General features: G+C 37.8%; 18 protein-coding genes. 15 read left to right on the top strand and 3 right to left on the bottom strand.

Going from position 1 to position 16,958, the window contains the following annotated elements:
* Positions 1 to 3: 3 nt before the first annotated feature.
* From BMS_RS06700 to BMS_RS06655, 10 genes are all read left to right on the top strand, one after another.
* Positions 4 to 2,394 carry a heavy metal translocating P-type ATPase gene (locus BMS_RS06700; protein WP_014244050.1) on the top strand — a complete coding sequence of 797 codons (2,391 nt, stop codon included), beginning with the start codon at positions 4 to 6 and terminating at the stop codon, positions 2,392 to 2,394.
* Positions 2,391 to 2,576 carry a cbb3-type cytochrome oxidase assembly protein CcoS gene (gene ccoS / locus BMS_RS06695; protein WP_014244049.1) on the top strand — a complete coding sequence of 62 codons (186 nt, stop codon included), beginning with the start codon at positions 2,391 to 2,393 and terminating at the stop codon, positions 2,574 to 2,576. The genes BMS_RS06700 and ccoS overlap by 4 nt, the downstream gene beginning before the upstream one ends.
* Positions 2,573 to 4,741, top strand: coding sequence for a cytochrome-c oxidase, cbb3-type subunit I (gene ccoN / locus BMS_RS06690; protein ID WP_014244048.1), 2,169 nt, complete (start codon positions 2,573 to 2,575; stop codon positions 4,739 to 4,741). Before ccoS ends, ccoN begins: the two co-directional genes overlap by 4 nt.
* A complete protein-coding gene (locus BMS_RS06685; RefSeq protein WP_044557369.1) occupies positions 4,734 to 4,913 on the top strand; it encodes a cbb3-type cytochrome c oxidase subunit 3 in 180 nt (59 codons plus the stop codon). The genes ccoN and BMS_RS06685 overlap by 8 nt, the downstream gene beginning before the upstream one ends.
* Positions 4,900 to 5,505, top strand: a complete 606-nt coding sequence (locus BMS_RS06680; protein ID WP_014244047.1) for a cbb3-type cytochrome c oxidase N-terminal domain-containing protein — start codon at positions 4,900 to 4,902, stop codon at positions 5,503 to 5,505. The genes BMS_RS06685 and BMS_RS06680 overlap by 14 nt, the downstream gene beginning before the upstream one ends.
* Positions 5,506 to 5,514: 9 nt before the next feature.
* The gene (ccoG, locus tag BMS_RS06675; protein WP_014244046.1) at positions 5,515 to 6,918 is read left to right on the top strand and encodes a cytochrome c oxidase accessory protein CcoG; all 1,404 of its coding nucleotides are present in this window, start codon (positions 5,515 to 5,517) and stop codon (positions 6,916 to 6,918) included.
* The gene (locus BMS_RS06670; protein WP_014244045.1) at positions 6,899 to 7,603 is read left to right on the top strand and encodes a sulfite exporter TauE/SafE family protein; all 705 of its coding nucleotides are present in this window, start codon (positions 6,899 to 6,901) and stop codon (positions 7,601 to 7,603) included. Before ccoG ends, BMS_RS06670 begins: the two co-directional genes overlap by 20 nt.
* 176 nt (positions 7,604 to 7,779) lie before the next feature.
* Positions 7,780 to 8,778 carry a potassium channel beta subunit family protein gene (locus BMS_RS06665; RefSeq protein ID WP_044557957.1) on the top strand — a complete coding sequence of 333 codons (999 nt, stop codon included), beginning with the start codon at positions 7,780 to 7,782 and terminating at the stop codon, positions 8,776 to 8,778.
* A gap of 2 nt (positions 8,779 to 8,780) precedes the next feature.
* On the top strand, positions 8,781 to 9,203 hold the full coding sequence (locus BMS_RS16850) for a thioredoxin family protein (protein WP_014244043.1): 423 nt from the start codon (positions 8,781 to 8,783) through the stop codon (positions 9,201 to 9,203).
* Entirely contained in the window at positions 9,200 to 9,814 is a 615-nt protein-coding gene (locus BMS_RS06655; RefSeq protein ID WP_014244042.1) for an NAD(P)H-binding protein, read from the top strand. Before BMS_RS16850 ends, BMS_RS06655 begins: the two co-directional genes overlap by 4 nt.
* On the opposite strand, the gene BMS_RS06650 is transcribed toward BMS_RS06655, so the two are convergent.
* The gene (locus tag BMS_RS06650; RefSeq protein ID WP_014244041.1) at positions 9,815 to 10,456 is read right to left on the bottom strand and encodes a hypothetical protein; all 642 of its coding nucleotides are present in this window, start codon (positions 10,454 to 10,456) and stop codon (positions 9,815 to 9,817) included.
* 121 nt (positions 10,457 to 10,577) lie between these two features.
* On the bottom strand, positions 10,578 to 11,045 hold the full coding sequence (locus tag BMS_RS06645) for a hypothetical protein (protein WP_014244040.1): 468 nt from the start codon (positions 11,043 to 11,045) through the stop codon (positions 10,578 to 10,580).
* Between the two features lie 200 nt (positions 11,046 to 11,245).
* Between BMS_RS06645 and BMS_RS06640 the strand changes: the two genes are divergently transcribed.
* Entirely contained in the window at positions 11,246 to 12,988 is a 1,743-nt protein-coding gene (locus BMS_RS06640; RefSeq protein ID WP_014244039.1) for a cation:proton antiporter domain-containing protein, read from the top strand.
* 55 nt (positions 12,989 to 13,043) lie between these two features.
* Positions 13,044 to 13,733 carry a diacylglycerol/polyprenol kinase family protein gene (locus BMS_RS06635; protein WP_014244038.1) on the top strand — a complete coding sequence of 230 codons (690 nt, stop codon included), beginning with the start codon at positions 13,044 to 13,046 and terminating at the stop codon, positions 13,731 to 13,733.
* Here the strand turns inward: BMS_RS06635 and BMS_RS06630 are convergent.
* Positions 13,708 to 13,962, bottom strand: coding sequence for a hypothetical protein (locus tag BMS_RS06630; RefSeq protein ID WP_044557367.1), 255 nt, complete (start codon positions 13,960 to 13,962; stop codon positions 13,708 to 13,710). The two genes, BMS_RS06635 and BMS_RS06630, sit on opposite strands and share 26 nt — an antisense overlap.
* A 44-nt stretch (positions 13,963 to 14,006) precedes the next feature.
* On the opposite strand from BMS_RS06630, the gene BMS_RS06625 reads away from it, so the two are divergent.
* From BMS_RS06625 to BMS_RS06615, 3 genes are all read left to right on the top strand, one after another.
* The gene (locus tag BMS_RS06625) at positions 14,007 to 14,645 is read left to right on the top strand and encodes an alpha/beta hydrolase (RefSeq protein ID WP_044557366.1); all 639 of its coding nucleotides are present in this window, start codon (positions 14,007 to 14,009) and stop codon (positions 14,643 to 14,645) included.
* Positions 14,646 to 14,976: 331 nt separating this feature from the next.
* The gene (locus tag BMS_RS17730; protein WP_044557365.1) at positions 14,977 to 16,227 is read left to right on the top strand and encodes a vWA domain-containing protein; all 1,251 of its coding nucleotides are present in this window, start codon (positions 14,977 to 14,979) and stop codon (positions 16,225 to 16,227) included.
* Complete coding sequence (locus tag BMS_RS06615; protein WP_014244034.1) at positions 16,227 to 16,952, top strand: outer membrane beta-barrel domain-containing protein; 726 nt, start codon at positions 16,227 to 16,229, stop codon at positions 16,950 to 16,952. Before BMS_RS17730 ends, BMS_RS06615 begins: the two co-directional genes overlap by 1 nt.
* Positions 16,953 to 16,958 lie beyond the last annotated feature (6 nt).

Here is a 16,958-nt window from a genome sequence, read left to right as displayed (position 1 = left end):
GTTATGAAAGGGCAAGAAGAATCAAAGGCCATGAATAAGAACTCAACTCTAAGTTGTCATCACTGTAATGAAATTGTTATTGATGCAATTTATGAGAACGAAAAAGTTTTTTGCTGTCATGGTTGTCATACGGTTCATCTCGCCCTTGAATCAGGGGGTCTTCTAGACTACTACCGAGTTCGAGAGGAGCTCGGTATATCTGAGAATCTAACTCCTGAAAATAGAAATAGAGAAGACTTTAGCTATATGAATGAATCGCGCTTTAGAGAAGAGTTCTTAAGCACGAGGGATAATCTTAAGCATTTAAAGTTATATATTGAAGGTGTACACTGCTTGGCCTGTATCTGGCTTTTAGAGAAAATTCCTTCTATTAATAAAGAAATTCTATCCAGTCGAATTAATATGAGTAGCTCTATTATGGAGCTCACGCTAGTTGATAATTGTGATCTAGAATTACTTGCGAATCAGATTTTTAATTTTGGCTATAGACCTCACGCAATCAAGAATGAAACTGAGGCTCAAAACTTACAAAAATCAGAAGAACATACAAAGTTAATAAAGATAGGTGTGGCCGGCGCTTGTAGTGCCAATATCATGCTCTACTCTATCGCTATATACGCTGGAGCAGGAGTTGAATTCTCTTCACTCTTTGGCTGGGTAAGTTTCTTTCTCTCCCTTCCAGTTATCTTTTATAGTGCGACACCATTTTATAAGAGTTCAATTTCTGCAATAAGAACTAAGAGTCTCAATATTGATATCCCCATATCTTTTGCAATTATCCTTGGTTCTCTCTTTGGCCTCTACAATTTGATAATAGGAAGTACTCACTACTACTTCGACTCATTGAGTGTTCTAGTCTTTCTCCTTTTATCTTCAAGACTATTGGTGCAGAAATCAATTCAAAAAGGATTGAACTCAAATGGACTTTCAGCACTCTTTGAGCAAACATCAATAAAGAGATTAAATAAAGTAAGTAATGAATACGAAGTTATCCATACAAAATATCTTGAACGAGGAGATATTGTTCTTATTGATAAGACTAAGACTATACCTGCTGATGGTGTGCTCCTAGACTCTTTGGCCTATATTAATAATTCTTTAATCACAGGAGAGAGTAGGCCTCAAAAAGTTTTAGAAAATGAAACAGTATTTGCTGGTGCAGTAAATTTGGGAGAAGAGGTAAAGATTCGAGTTGAAAAAACTTTTAAGGATAGTGTGCTAGGAGATATTATTCAAAAGGTTGAGACCGACTCAAAGTCTAAGCAGAGAATACAATCAATCACTGATAAAATCAGTCGCTACTTTATAGCTACTGTCTTTACACTCTCACTTGGTTCATTTCTATACTTCGCCTACTTCTACGACTTAAATACAGCTATAGAAAGGACTCTAGCCCTTATTATTGTCTCATGTCCATGTGCACTTGGACTAGCGGCTCCCCTTGCCATAGCAAGTTCAATGAATAGGGCCACTGAAAATGGCATCATTATTAAAAATGATTCCAGCATCGAAGACATTGCTCGTATTAAGAATATCTTCTTTGACAAGACAGGAACTCTCACTGATGGAAACTTCAGTGTCGCCAAAGTCGACAACGAAGAACAGTTAAGGTTATTTGAAAAAGTCATCTATAACTTAGAAGAAGTCTCCAATCATCCTATCGCCAGAGCACTTCAGAGCTGGACAAGGGATAAGAGTCAAATTCATATTGATGATATTCAAGAACTCCCATCTAAAGGAGTTAGCGGAAAATATAAGGGAGATTTTTTTCAAATTATTAAAAGTCCTAAAAAATGTGAATCTTTTAGTGCCGTCGACTTAGTAAGAAATAATGAAATTATTGGAACATTCTATCTAAGTGATCAAATTAAGTCTCATGCAAATGAATTAATAGAGTTCCTAGGGGAACAAAAATTTAACTCTTATATTCTCTCTGGAGATAATGAAAGGGCCGTTTCTCAAGTTGGAACATTTTTAAGTATTCCTCTGGGTAATCAAGTCGCAAACCAAACACCTGAGACAAAGTCTGAATTTATTGAGAACTTTAATGAGAGTATTATGGTGGGAGATGGAGCCAATGATGCAATAGCCATGAAGAAGGCGACCGTCTCTATTGCTGTTTCTGGCGCCATGGATATAGGTCTTAGGGCCAGCGATATCTACCTAACAAAAGCACCTCTTAAAAGTATGATATTTCTCATAAAACTAGCAAAGTTAACCAATACTTCTATTAAGCTAAATCTATTAATATCACTTATATACAATGCTATTGGAGTCACACTCTCATTGTTGGGGCTTATTACTCCACTGGGAGCAGCAGTCTTAATGCCTGTCAGCTCTTTGAGTGTGCTTATTGCAACAATCGTAAAGATAAGAGGAGTAAAGAAGTCGTGAATATTCTCTACCTACTTGTACCACTCGCCCTACTACTTGGAGTTTTCTTTGTAGGTGCATTTATATGGGCAACGAAGAAAGGACAATTTGATGACCTTGATACTCCCGCAGCAAGAATAGTTTTAGATGACGATTTAATTAGAAATAAAAATATAACTGAAAGAAAAGGAAGAAAAGAATGAGTGAAGTGAAAATGGAGAAATTCAAGTATGATGAAGATCTCCCCAAGCTCTTTGTCTATGCAACTATCATTTGGGGTTTCATAGCTCTTGCACTTGGGGTTACAGTCGCTTTCCAGCTTGCAAGTTGGAAGGTTAACTTAGGGATGGAGTGGACAACTTTTGGTAGACTGCGCCCACTACACACTAATGCAGCAATCTTTGCATTCGTAGGTAATGCAATGTTTGCAGGAATCTACTACTCAACACAGAGATTAGTTAAAGCAAGACTCTTTAGTGATTTTCTGGGTAGAGTACACTTTTGGGGATGGCAATTAATTATTGTTGCTGCTGCTATTTCGCTACCTCTTGGGCTTTCACAAGCAAAAGAATATGCAGAACTTGAATGGCCTATTGATATTGCCATTGCAGTAGTATGGATTATATTTGCCATCAACTTCTTTGGAACATTAGCTAGAAGAAGAGAGAAGCATATCTATGTTTCTATTTGGTTCTATATTGCAACAATCATCACAGTTGCCCTACTTCACGTAGTAAATGCCATTTCACTACCAGTCGACTTAATGAAGTCTTATCCTGTCTATGCGGGGGTACAAGATGCGCTAGTACAGTGGTGGTACGGACACAATGCTGTTGCTTTCTTTTTAACAACACCTTTTCTAGGGCTCATGTATTACTTTATCCCTAAAGCGGCAAATAGACCTGTCTACTCTTATAGACTCTCTATTATCCACTTCTGGTCTCTCGTCTTTATTTATATCTGGGCAGGACCTCACCACCTTCTAAATACTGCTGTACCTGATTGGGTTCAAACTACAGGGATGGTCTTCTCAATTATGCTATGGATGCCTAGTTGGGGTGGTATGATCAATGGTCTTCTCACTCTAAGAGGAGCATGGGATAAAGTTAGAACAGATCCAGTTTTAAAGTTCCTTGCTACATCAGTAACATTCTATGGTATGGCGACTTTTGAAGGTCCACTACTAGCGATAAAATCAGTAAGTGCAATGGCCCACTATACAGATTGGATTGTTGGCCACGTTCATTCAGGAACAATTGGTTGGAACTACATGATGATTGCAGGGATCCTCTACTACTTAGTTCCAAAAATGTATAATACTAAGCTCTACTCTGTTAAGCTTGCCAACACTCAGTTTTGGTTGGCCACTATTGGACTTCTTCTTTATATGATGGCCATGTGGACAGCAGGTATCACACAATCTCTTATGTGGAGTGCAATTGATGAGACAGGAAAACTAGTATATCCAAACTTCATTGAAACAGTAGTTAGAATTGTTCCAATGTACTGGGTAAGAGGAATTGGTGGAGTACTCGTTCTCGTAGGTTTCATTCTTATGATTTACAACCTTTGGAAGACAGCAAAGAGTTCTGATGGGGTTCAAGAACACGAGTATATGGCACCAGCAATTGACCACTCTCACACTGAGCCAGGAGAATCGGGACATAGAAAGCTAGAGGGGCTCACTACTCTCTTTTCAATTCTTACTTTCCTCGCTGTACTTGTAGGCGGAGTAGTTGAGATTGTTCCATCTCTTATTAGTGATAAGTTCGTTGAGAAAGATGCCAATATTAAACCTTACTCTCCACTAGAGATCGTTGGACGAGATATCTTTATCAAAGAAGGTTGTTACACTTGTCACTCTCAACATGTTCGTCCTATGGCCGATGAAATCTTGCGCTACGGTGCTGCCTCTAGGGCTTCAGAGTCTGTATATGACAGACCTTTCCAATGGGGTTCTAGAAGAATTGGACCAGATATCGCAAGAGTTGGCGGTAAATACAATGATATGTGGCACTACCGCCATATGCTAGACCCAAGAGAAGTTACTCCAAAGTCTATTATGCCAGTTTACCCTTGGCTCTTTAAAAAGAAGTATGACTTAAAGTCACTCCCGAAGAAATTAAGAGTTATGCAATCTCTCGGAGTCCCATATAGCGATGAAGAAATTGCCTCTTCTATTGATAGTGCTAGTAAACAAGCATTTGAGATCACTAAAGGTCTAAGTGCTGATGGCGTCGATATGAATATGCAATCTAAAGAAATTATTCCTCTCATTGCCTACCTTCAGCGACTTGGTGTTGATGGGGCAAAGAGTTTAAAGATGCAAGAGGAAGCTAAAGCAAAAGAGGAGAATCAAAATGATTAAAGAAACAATGATGAACTTTGACTACTCTCTTTTACAAACTTTAGTAACTATTACTTTTGTGGCCCTCTTTATATCTATGCTTTTTTGGATCAACAGAAAAGGATCAAATGGATATTACAAAAAGGCCCAGAACCTAGCTCTTGAGGAAGGAGTAAGAAATGAAAGAAAATAATAAAGAAGAACTCCATATCCTTGAAGGCGAAAGAGACCTTCTACTTGACCACGACTACGATGGAATTCAAGAGCTCAACTACCCTCTACCAAGTTGGTGGATGAAGTGTTGGGCGGCATCCATTGTCTTTAGTGTCGCTTACGTTATGTTCTACCACTTCGCGGGAGGTCCAACTTCCTCAGAAGAGCTGGCTAGAAATATGGTTAAAATAAATGAACTTAAGGCCATTGCCGCAGCCGATGTTTCAAACTTTGATATCGCTCACTATAATGAGTGGCTAGAGAAGAATGATTCTAAGAAAATGGGCGACGAAGTCTATGAGACGAATTGCTTTAGTTGCCACGCCGCTGGAGGTGGTGGTGATATTGGACCAAACCTAACAGATGGTTATTGGATTCATTTAAAGAATAGATCACCAGAAGAGCTCTTTCCATTCATTAGAGATGGTTTTGAAGAAAAAGGTATGCCAGCATGGGGCGAAATCCTAAGTAAAGAAGAGATCTATGCGGCCATTGCTCACATCATGGAACTTAAGGGTACAACTCCGCCTAAAGCGAAAGAGGCCCAAGGTGAAAAGGTAGAAGAGATCTAGGAAAAGAAAATGGCCACAAAGAATCCATTCGAACTACATGAAGAGAGATTGGCAACAACTGATGAAGATGGACACAGAGTCTATCTTTATCCAGAAGATGTCAAAGGGAAGTGGAGAACGAGAAGAACTTTCGTCTACTACTTCCTAATCTTTCTCTACCTCTTTCTTCCATGGATTAATATTGGAGGAAAACAGTCTATACTCTTAGATATTTCTAGAAGAGAGTTTACGTTCTTTGGGATGACACTCTTGGGTCACGATGCACCTCTACTCATCTTTGTCTTCCTTGGCTTCGTCTTTTTAATTGGCTTTGTCACAAGTATATGGGGAAGAGTTTGGTGTGGTTGGGCCTGTCCGCAAACAGTCTTCATCGACGCTATTTTTAATAAAATTGAAATCCTCGTTGAAGGAAATGCAAGAAAGCGCAAGAAGCTTGATGAATCTGCGCTGGATTTAGAAAAGTTTATTAAGAAGTTTATTAAGTGGACGCTCTTTATCATTGCATCTATGCATATTGCGCACTCTTTTATTGGCTACTTTGTAGGAGTAAGAGATTTAGTAGGAATCACTCTAAAATCTCCTTTTGATAATATTGCTCTCTTTGGTGCCACTTGGAGTGCTGTGGGAATTATCCTCTTTGACTTTGCTTGGTTTAAAGAACAATTCTGTCTCATTGCATGCCCATACGGTAGATTTCAATCTGTTATGATGGATGAGAACTCAATGGTTGTGGCCTATGATTATAACCGAGGGGAACCAAGAAGACAGAAAGGTCAAAAGAAAGATGAGCACGCTGACTGTGTAGATTGTTACGCGTGTGTAAAGGCCTGCCCTACTGGTATTGATATAAGAAGAGGAACTCAACTAGAGTGTATCGCCTGTACTAATTGTATCGATGCTTGTGATGAGGTTATGTTAAAAATTAACAAGCCCACTGGACTCATTCGTTTTGAAACTGAACAAGGCTTAAAAGGAAAAAAGGCGAAGACATTCTCTATCAGAAATATCTTCTACCTCTCTACTGTAATTCTACTCTTCCTTGGTTTCTTTCTACAAATCCAAGGAACTAAGGAATTAGATATTGTTCTTTTAAGAGGAAGTAAAACACCATTTAGTATCATCGGCTCAGGAGAGAGTAAGGTGGTGGCGAATCACTTTAAAGTGAATTTATCCTATGAAGGAAATAGTTTAGATAAAGTTCTTCTCGCTGTAGAAAATAAAAAAATAAAACTCATTGTTCCAAGAAACCCAGTGGTACTAAAAGAGAGAATTAACCAAACAAATATATTCTTTAGATTTTCGCCAACGCTTCTTGAGCATGGATCTAAGAAAATTAAATTAAACTTTATTAATCCTAAGAATAAGAAATTAATAAAAGAAGTGGAGGTACAACTTGTTGGACCAATTGAGTAAAATACAATCAGCCCTACCAGTTTTTGCGCCAATGCTTGCGTTTATGATTGGTTTAACGGGAAGTCTTCACTGTATCGGAATGTGCGGAGGACTAGTCCTCAGTGTAGGAAAAGGAGCAAAGAGCAATATCTCCTATCAATTTGGAAGATTATTTAGCTACTTGATTTTGGCCTTTATAGCTATGTTAACTTCAAGCCTCATACAGCAATCAGGTGTCACTAGATATATCCCTCTGATTGGTGGAGTTTTCTTAGGACTTCTCTTTGTCTTCTGGGGCGCTCAGAGTATTCGAGGACGAAAGTTTGAGATGAAACTCCCAAGGGCCGTCACTGGAATCTATCAAGGACTCTTTAGCAAATTCAACTCAAATGAATTTCCAAAATCTCTTAGAGGCTTTTCCATTGGATCGCTATCTCTAATGCTTCCATGTGGATTTCTCTACGGAGTGCTCATCACTTTGATGACTTTTCAATCTCCCCTTGTAGGTTTTTTAGGAGTCATAGGCTTTTGGCTTGGAACTCTCCCAGCGATGGTCTTTGCTCCTACACTTATGATGAAAGTCTTTACGCCCATGCAAAATTTTGCTCCTAAGGCCAGTGGACTTCTCTTAATCTGTCTAGGGGCCAGTACAGTCACTTATAGACTCTGGAACTTCTACTATGTTAATGGCGCACACTGCCATTAAAGGATATCAATATGACTCAAAAAAAGAAATTGAGCTTTGAGCAACGTATGTTTGATATATTTTTCTGGTTCTTTCTGGCAGTTCTTCCTTTGTTAAGCGCAGGTTTAACACTCTACTTCTCATATAAGTAAATTAGCAGTAGAATTTAAGCTCACAAGTGAGTTTTTATGACAGAAATGACGTATCGAAGACTTGGAAACTCAGGTCTTTTTCTAAGTAGTTTTTCCCTAGGATCGTGGGTTACCTTTAAAAATCAAGTCAACCTCAATGGAGCAATTGAGATGATGTCCTATGCCTATGATCAAGGAATCAACTTCTTTGATAATGCAGAGGTTTATGCCGACGGCCTCTCCGAGGAAATTATGGGCGATGCTCTTAAGAAGTTAAATTGGAGTAGAGATAGCTACCTAGTTTCTTCAAAAGTTTTTTGGGGTGGAGATAAGCCAACTCAAAAAGGACTTAATAGAAAGCATGTGATTGAAGGCTGTAATAATGCTCTCAAGAGATTTAAACTTGATTACCTAGATCTCTACTACTGTCATAGACCTGACGTAGACACGCCAATTATTGAAACTCTAAGAGCGATGGATACACTTATCCAACAAGGAAAAATTCTTTATTGGGGAACAAGTGAGTGGTCTTCAGAACAAATAACTGAGGCCTACACTCTAGCAGAGAGATACCACCTTACTCCTCCAACAGTTGAACAACCTCAGTACAATCTTCTCCATAGAGAAAGGGTTGAACGTGAGTACTCTCCTCTTTATGAGAAATATGGAATGGGAACAACCACTTGGTCACCTCTGAGCTCAGGAATCCTAACAGGAAAATATGGTCAAGGAATACCAGAGGGTTCTAGACTCTCTTTAGAAAAATTCTCATGGCTTAAAGAGATGTATGACACTCCAGAAGGTAAAGTGAAGTTAAAAATTGCCAATGAGCTTCACGAGTTGGCCATTAAAAAAGGTTTAACACTTACTCACCTCTCTCTAGCTTGGTGTCTTAAGAATCAAAATGTGAGCTCAGTCATACTTGGAGCCTCTAGACTAGAGCAATTAGAAGATAATCTAAAGGCCTTAGACTTTATTCATCTCCTAGACGATGAGCTGATGGAGTCCATTGAAGTTATCACTAATAATAGACCAGAACCTCATATTGACTGGAAGAAGCACTAGATATGAAAAAAATCGATAGCGAAAACTTTAATACAATTGTCGACACTAGCGTTGGTCCCTACCTTTTAAAGTTTGGATCAACTACCTGTGGCCCATGTCACGCGATGAAACCTGTTCTAGAGAAACTCGCTAGCGAAAACCCTGACTTTCCAGTCTATGAAATTGACACTAACGAATCCCCCGAACTAGCTGCCCACTTTGGGATTCGCTCTGTTCCCACTATGTTTTTCTGTGAAAATAGAGAAGTTATCATTCAATTCACAGGTCTGACTCCCTTTAAAGATTTGCAATATACAATCGAAAATATAAATGATCCTCATCTAAGAGAGCACGGCTCATTTGCCGTGGAAAAGAAGAGAGATCTCTTCATTCCTCTACTCGTTGTTGGAATTATTCTCTTCGCTCTCTTATTAATCTTTCTATGAAGTTTCTCGTCTTTGGTGGAACAGGCCTCGTTGGACAATCTCTAGTTGAAAAACTAAGTACTCAACACGAAGTTCACATTGCGGTCAGAACACCTAATATTAAATCGAAAAACTTTGTTACAAGAGAAATAGACTATAGACGTTTTGAAGAATTCTCCCTTCAAGAATACGATGGTGTCTACTGCTGCCTTGGATGCACTATTAAAAAGGCGGGTTCTAAAGAAGCATTTAGAGAAGTCGATTATCACTATATTTTAAAATGCTTTGACTACGCAAAGAAAAGTGGCGGGAAGTTCTTCTGTGTTATTAGTGCCCTTGGTGCAGATCATAACTCACGTTTTTTCTATAATAGAGTTAAGGGCGAGATGGAGAACTCACTAGAGGGAGAGATAAGAATTATCATCGTTAGACCCTCTCTTCTCTTAGGTAAGAGAGACGAATTTAGAGCGCTTGAAAAAGTATCTACCCTCCTTGTAGAACCCTTTCACAAAACGCTTAAGAAAATCTTAAAAGAAAAGGCCCCTATCTGGGCCAGTGAAGTTGCTGAGTCCATGATTGAACTCAGTCTTGAAGGGAAGACGAAAAGTCCCATTGAGTATATTGAAAAGTAACTAAGCCGCGAGCGATTGTCTTAACTCAACCCTGTCCTTAGTTTTTGAAGCTTTAAGATTGTAAAAGAGAGCAATATTTGAATGCCCCATTTTTTCGTATATATGAAATAAGACGTTATAGATATTTCTATCTTTTAACTCCCTACCTAGCTTGACCAACTCTTTAACTGCCATATTCATATTGTCCAATGCTACATGAACTAAAACTAAGTGAAGCCTTGTTAGTAAACACTCCTCATTCTCTGCTATGGCCTCATCAATGAAGTGCTTAGCAAGACGAATAATCTTCACTTGCTTATTTCTTTCATTAATACTTAGAGCATTTTGAAAGTAGTAAATTCCCATCGCGAGACTATAGAGCTTATGACCTTCGCCACTATCTTTAAATTTATTTAAGGCCAGATCAAACATATCGTGGGCCTGCTCATGGCCAAAGTTATTTTCACCGCGACCATTCATCATCTTAATTCCAAGAACTAGAGCTTCTTTTGAACTTAGATAGCTCGGGTGAATGAATTTCCATTTATGAGAGATGGACTTCTCTAAGATACTATCAAAATCACTAGTTCTAAACTCAGGAATAAAACCAAAGTACTTATTAATATGACCTGTATAGAATTTATTCACTGAATTTTCACGCATAGATTCCCCCCACCTCTTGCCATTATGGCAAAAGAGAGAAGGAGAACAAGTTAAATAATTAGGGGTGAAATTAAGGTGAATCTGACTGCTATCATTGGCAATAGCTCAGAAATAGTGCCATCTAATTCTGACACTTTCTCACTTGCTCTAAGAGAGAGGCATCATATGTAGACATAAGAGACTTCACTTTCTCAACTACAATGCGGCTCTTTCTCATAATATTAACTAAGCGACAGAAATTCTCCGTACCGGCCTCTCTTACAACGGCCCATGAAGTGACATCATACTTAGTTGAGTAGAAAACCTTATAGAGGAGCTCCCTATACTCTAAGCGTACCATACGTCCTGCGTTCTTCTCTAACTGCTTACCCAACTCTTGATCATGAATTGAGAAGTCCCACGTAAGTTGATCCCCTGAGCCTAAGTCCAAAGTCCCCTCATATGTTTTATAGAACATTCCCTTAGTTGTTATCTTAACTAATGTTCCAGAACGATAACCCTTTGAATAATTATAATTTAAAAGACCCCAACTAGTAGCGCCAAGAATTAAGACAATAAGGGCCAGCGTAAAAAATATTTTCTTCTTCATATATCCTCAAAAGTAAGTTGAGCTTATATTCTAAGCAATTAAAAACCCATGGTAAATAGAACTCTAGATTTTATTTAGAGATTAAATTAGGCCAGACAATTTGGTAAATCACTTAAATTACATTGATTCTTAAGAGCAAATTTGCTGTAAATGGCCTAAACTTATATAATTGAAGAGATTAAAATTGCGGGTGGGTAATTATGCAAACAACAGAAGCAGCAGCGGCCATAGTTGAAAATAAAATTCCAATTCTTGGCCTGGCCCTCATTGCGGCGCTTATCCTTGGAAAGTTTTCCAAAAAACTCAACGTGCCAAAAGTTACGGCCTTTATCTTCACCGGTATTCTTCTTGGTCCAACTGGACTAAACCTAATGAATTCCCATATCGCACATAGCTTTCACTTTCTCTCAGATATTGCCATGGGACTTATCCTCTTCAATATTGGAGGAGATTTCGACAGAGACCTCTTACAGAAGATTGGATGGAAGAATTTTAAAGAAGTCGGTCTCGCGGGACTTTTTAATTTACTCATCGTCTTTACTCTAACTTTCTTGGCCTACTCGCAAATTACTGGAGACTATAAACTCGCTGTCATTGTGGCGGCTTTTCTCTCCTTTGTAGCTTTAGAGTGTGCTCCTCCGACAACTCTACTCGTGATGAAAGAATACAACGCCAATGGACCTCTCCAAAGATCTATTCTAACCTACCTCGCCTTGGCCACGGTGGTTGCGCTTGTAGGAACACAAATCATAGAAGTGATTTTAAAGATACTAAATATCTGGCCTGCAAAAGAAGGAGTTACTCCTCTCATGCAACTAGGCCTTCTTGTATGGTCATTAGTAGGATCAGTAGTCTTAGGCTTTATCCTAGGATTCTTCCTCTCCTACTGGGAACAAAAGGAGAAGAAGTCATCTGAGTTTTTAATGCTCGTTGGTTCAACTATTCTCTTTGGGCAAACTCTCTCGCACTTCTTAAAAACAGATCCACTCATTATTTCGACAGTGATTGGCTTTACTGTCGTAAACTCTACAACATCCGGTAAAGAGATTCATAAAGGGATTAATGAAATGGGGCTCTCTATCTATGCAATCTTCTTTATCTTGGCGGGAGCTCATATTAATTTGCGAGAATTCACCCCTGCAGTTCTCATGATGGCAATTGTCTATGTACTTAGCCGAACATTTGCCTTCTACTTTGGATCTATTCTTACGGGGAAGATGATTGACTCATTTGCTCCTAAGTCAAAATACTTTGGACTCTCAACTCTCTCTCATGCTGGTATTGCCCTAGCAATTGTCAGTAAGATCATGCCCATAGATACACCGAGTTCTAATCTCCTCGTTACAATTATTATGAGTTCCATATTTGTTTTTGAAATACTTGGCCCTCTATGCTTGAAGTATAGTCTCTTCCAGTCTGGTGAAGTTAAGGGCGCGAAGGGAGATGAGAAGAATTACATGAAGAAAACTTCTGTAAGTGTTGGCCAGCTCATGGATAACTTACAAGAGAACCTCAATATAAAAAAAGAAGTCAATGAAGATTTAAAAAGAGAAATTAAGCACTTTATTAAAACGGATATAATTTCCGTAAAAGAGAAAACAAGTATTCTCAATGTTCAAAAATTTGTTTATCAACATAGCTTTCCCTACTATCCAGTTGTAGATGAAAAATCAAAATTCCTAGGTGTTATCGATTTAACTCAACTCATGGAGTTATCACAAGAGGATGAAAACTCATTCATCACTGCGACGGCCATTACTATTACTTTTCCTACAATTCATAGCTCTTCTTCTTTGGAAGAAGTTGTTCAATTCTTTGAAGGCCACCAATACCATACTATTCCAGTTGTTCATCAAACAAGTGGAGAATTGCTGGGCTCAATTAATAGAAAAGATATAATGCAAGCTATCTCTGACCAGAAGACTCAGACGATAGTCGAGTAAGCAAAATCTCTAAAAGATTTACTACTTATTCCGATAACTTATTAAAGGAATAAATGTGAGTAAAGAAACTAGTGAATCTTCAACAGAAGATAAGAAATTAAATGAGTCTACGCCAACCTCAACAAGACACGATCTTCAGTTTCCAAGAAGATTTTTTCACATGTCTATGGGAACAGCTGCAGGTGTCATTTACTATAGTTTTCTTAGTCACCAACTCGCAGTTTCAATTCTTGGAACAGCTGCATGTATCGTCTATATTGTTGAGCAAATAAGAATTAATTATCCAGAGTATGCAGCGACATTTAAAATTGTTAATAAGTATCTTCTAAGAGCAGAAGAGCAACTTAAAGAGTCTGCTGGTATGCCCTTTGTCATGGGTCTCCTACTCACACTTTTAAGTTTTCCAAAAGTGGTCGCTCTCTGTGCCATTTTTACATTGGCCATAGCTGATCCTATGTCTGCTATTGTAGGAATTCGCTTTGGAAAGAGAAAGATCATGCAACGAAAAAGTCTTGAGGGTTCTCTCGCTTTTTTCATTTCAACTTTTCTCATTCTGATCACTGTATTTAGTGGTCTCTATCAAAATGATATAATAATCATCTCTGCACTTGGATTTATCGTTGCAAGTGTAATGACTGGACTAGAGCTGATTCCAGTAAGAATTGATGATAACTTAACCATTCCAATTGCAACTGGTCTTATGACATGGTTATTTGCTGCTATTTTAGGTATCCCAACAATCTAGAAAGTAATCCTTTCTTTGGATAGACACGAATCCAAGTCTTACTCTTTTCTTTTCCACTAGACTTGAGTTTTCCGCACTTCTCTAAACGAGCTAAAGCAGAAATTAAATCTTCATAAGTATAGTTTGAATTTTCGAGCAAGAAGTCTTCATCAAAATCTAAGTAGATTTGTTCCAATGTCATTGGGTTAAAGAATGATAATGTTTCCAGAATTTTTTCTTCTAGCTTCAAATTTATTCCTACTCTTCTGATTACTGATGAATTACTATTGTCCCATGAAAACACATGCATTGAAAATAAATTTACCCTTTCCTATTAATTACCAACTAGACAAGAGAAAGGGCAAGAAACTTCTCATTCTACTCCATGGCTTTGCTCAAAGTGCAGAGTATATGAAACAGTATTTTCATAACTTAATCCCCGAGGACTTCGATATACTAATTCCCAATGGACCTTTCCCCATTCCAAAAATTAGAAGAGATTATATTGAAAAGAGATACGCCTGGTACTTCTTCGATCGTCACACAGGAAAGTATGATATAGACTATAGCTTTCCCTCTAACCTACTTAAAGAGTTAGTCTCGTCTCTAGGCTATGCAAATACTTCCAAGACCATTATAGGATATTCTCAGGGTGGCTACTTAAGCCCATTTGCAGCACTAGAGTTAAATCAAGTGGAATCTATTATAGGTATTGGTTGTACTTATAAATGGCAATTTCTCCCTGATGAACTTCCTTACAATATCTACTCTATTCATGGGAAAAAGGATCAAATTGTTGAAATAGATAATTCTAGAGAACACTTTGAAGAGCTAAAAAAGAGGACGAAATTGCAAAGTTCCTATATTTGCTTAGAAAACTCTGCACATGAGTTAGATGCAGATATGGTAAATGAAGCTCTAAAATTATTATAAATTAACAACTTATAAAACTACCACACAAATACGTGGCGATTTTTTGATAAAAAGATTATCAATAAAATTTCACATTTTTAGCACTTTTTTCCAAGCTAAGTGTCTTAAAAAAAAGAAAAAAGTCCAAAATTATATTTTCAAAAATTTACTCTATTTTTCAATTTGCTAATCTAACAAGTAAGAAAAGGAATAAGAACTTCTCCGATTTTGTTTGTTGTACGTTCGTTATCAAAGTATGTAAGCCGCCACAAAATCTCAGAAAAACCGGATATGCAAGACACATTTATTTCTACAAATAGAGATAAGTCTCGCGACCGTTATGGAGACGGTAATGGTTTTAAAAACATCAAGGATACGAGATACCTTTTTACTCTTAACTCTTTTAATTAATCTGACTTCTTGTAATGAACAAGAGTTCTATGAAAAGAAGTTTTTAAATGGAGCAGGTGTAGCTGATAATGATCTCCCAACAGAAATTGAGATCCCAGTTCCAAATCCTAGTGAGCCAGAAGTTCCAGTAGTAACGGAACCTACTGACCCTACGACTCCAACAGATCCTACAGACCCTGTTGTAACAGAGCCAACAGATCCTACTAATCCTACGGATCCAACTGACCCAGTCGTAACAGAACCAACTGATCCGACAAATCCTACTGATCCAACGGACCCAGTAGTGACGGAACCAACTGATCCGACAGAACCAACTGAGCCTACTGAACCAGGTATTACTTTAAAGAATGTGGTTGAGAAGTTTACTCAGACTGAGGCTAAAGAAGGTAAAGTAGACATTCTTTGGGTTGTGGATGACTCAGGTTCAATGGGTGATGAGCAAAAAGCTCTGGCCTATAACTTTGATGTCTTCATACATGAATTCTTAGAAAAGAAAATCGACTTTAAAATGGCGATTACAACTACAGATGGAACAAGTAGTAAAGATGGTCGATCTGTATGTGATTTTAGAATTCTTGACTCTAATGCTGCTACTTCAAATGAAAGCAAATTTGTAAAAGACTTTGCAAGCTGTATTAAAGTGGGGACAAGAGGGTCAGGTAGAGAGCAAGGACTTAGAACGTCTAAATCATTTGTAAATAGATACCTAGAGAATTGGATGAGAAATGAAGCTTATCTTGTTGTTGTCTACGTATCTGATGAAGAAGATCAATCATCCTCAACAGCACAGTCTTATGTAGACTTCTTTAAAGAACTTAAAAAGTCATCGGGTCTAATCAAGTTGTATTCAATTGTTAATACAAAGAAGACTGGAAATAGCTGGGAGACCATTGGACATAGATACCTTGAGGTAAGTGATAAAACTGGTGGTGTGACATCTCATATTAAGAATGACTTCTACCAAGTTTTAAGAGAGATGGGTGGAAAAATTGTAAACTTAATCGATAGTTTTGCACTCTCTAATAAACCATATGAAGACAAGGTAGAAGTAAGTGTTAATGGTTCGAAAGTAAGTTCAGGTTATACCTATGACAATCAGTCTAGATCGATCAAGTTTGAACAAGATAAAGTTCCAAACGAAGGTTCAAATATTGAGATTAGCTATGCTGTTGAAACACAGGAGTTTAATTAATGAAATTATCTAGGGGTAGAAAATTAACATATACAATGATGGCGCTCACAATCGGAGCGTCATCTTTCAAGGTCCAAGCAGATGAAAGTGATCTCTATAAATTTCTCTGGTTAGATCCTGACAAGAAAGTTTATGTTCTACAAAATAAATTATATAAGAAGAAAAATACTATCTATGCCCAACTTGGATATCTTTCAAACTTAAGTGGAGAATACCAAGATACATCAGGTATTAACTTTAGAACAGGTTACTACCTAAATGAAGAGTGGGCCATCGAAGGTTTCTACAATAGCTACTCAAATAAAAATAATGAAGCTTATGAGAACCTTCAAAGAATTAATCAAAGTGTTCCATTCATTAGAAGACTAACATCTTCTTACGGGATTATGGGTGTATGGTCTCCATTCTATGGAAAGATTAATACATTCAATAAAATTATCTACTTTGATTGGAGCTTCGGATTAGGTGTAGCTAAAATAGATACAGAGTCAAATAAGGATACTGTATCAGACCCTAACCTATCTTCAACATTTACAAGTGAGTCCTACACAGGTGCTGTTGCCAAGACAGGACTTAGAGTACACGCTTCTAAGAATTGGTTTATCGGAATAGATCTTCAAAGAACGATGTATAAGGCACCAGGTCCAGTTATCAATTCTGTTCCATCATCTTCTAAGATGAGAGGAACAACAGATGCTATTTTATCAGTAGGCTTTAGCTTTTAAGGAAAT

Source organism: Halobacteriovorax marinus SJ (assembly GCF_000210915.2).
Taxonomy (GTDB): Bacteria; Bdellovibrionota; Bacteriovoracia; order Bacteriovoracales; family Bacteriovoracaceae; genus Halobacteriovorax; species Halobacteriovorax marinus.
Note: the sequence above shows the minus strand (reverse complement) of the source record. Positions and strands in the feature narration are given on the sequence as shown.

Excerpts from the sequence above, each read along its gene's own strand:
- ccoN (WP_014244048.1), top strand. The coding sequence starts at position 2,573 with ATGAGTGAAGTGAAAATGGAGAAATTCAAGTATGATGAAGATCTCCCC.
- ccoG (WP_014244046.1), top strand. The coding sequence starts at position 5,515 with ATGGCCACAAAGAATCCATTCGAACTACATGAAGAGAGATTGGCAACA.
- BMS_RS06650 (WP_014244041.1), bottom strand. The coding sequence starts at position 10,456 with ATGCGTGAAAATTCAGTGAATAAATTCTATACAGGTCATATTAATAAG.
- BMS_RS17730 (WP_044557365.1), top strand. The coding sequence starts at position 14,977 with ATGGTTTTAAAAACATCAAGGATACGAGATACCTTTTTACTCTTAACT.
- BMS_RS06615 (WP_014244034.1), top strand. The coding sequence starts at position 16,227 with ATGAAATTATCTAGGGGTAGAAAATTAACATATACAATGATGGCGCTC.
- BMS_RS06700 (WP_014244050.1), top strand. The coding sequence starts at position 4 with ATGAAAGGGCAAGAAGAATCAAAGGCCATGAATAAGAACTCAACTCTA.
- BMS_RS06685 (WP_044557369.1), top strand. The coding sequence starts at position 4,734 with ATGATTAAAGAAACAATGATGAACTTTGACTACTCTCTTTTACAAACT.
- BMS_RS06625 (WP_044557366.1), top strand. The coding sequence starts at position 14,007 with ATGAAAACACATGCATTGAAAATAAATTTACCCTTTCCTATTAATTAC.
- BMS_RS06665 (WP_044557957.1), top strand. The coding sequence starts at position 7,780 with ATGACGTATCGAAGACTTGGAAACTCAGGTCTTTTTCTAAGTAGTTTT.
- BMS_RS06680 (WP_014244047.1), top strand. The coding sequence starts at position 4,900 with ATGAAAGAAAATAATAAAGAAGAACTCCATATCCTTGAAGGCGAAAGA.
- BMS_RS06655 (WP_014244042.1), top strand. The coding sequence starts at position 9,200 with ATGAAGTTTCTCGTCTTTGGTGGAACAGGCCTCGTTGGACAATCTCTA.
- BMS_RS06645 (WP_014244040.1), bottom strand. The coding sequence starts at position 11,045 with ATGAAGAAGAAAATATTTTTTACGCTGGCCCTTATTGTCTTAATTCTT.
- BMS_RS06640 (WP_014244039.1), top strand. The coding sequence starts at position 11,246 with ATGCAAACAACAGAAGCAGCAGCGGCCATAGTTGAAAATAAAATTCCA.
- BMS_RS16850 (WP_014244043.1), top strand. The coding sequence starts at position 8,781 with ATGAAAAAAATCGATAGCGAAAACTTTAATACAATTGTCGACACTAGC.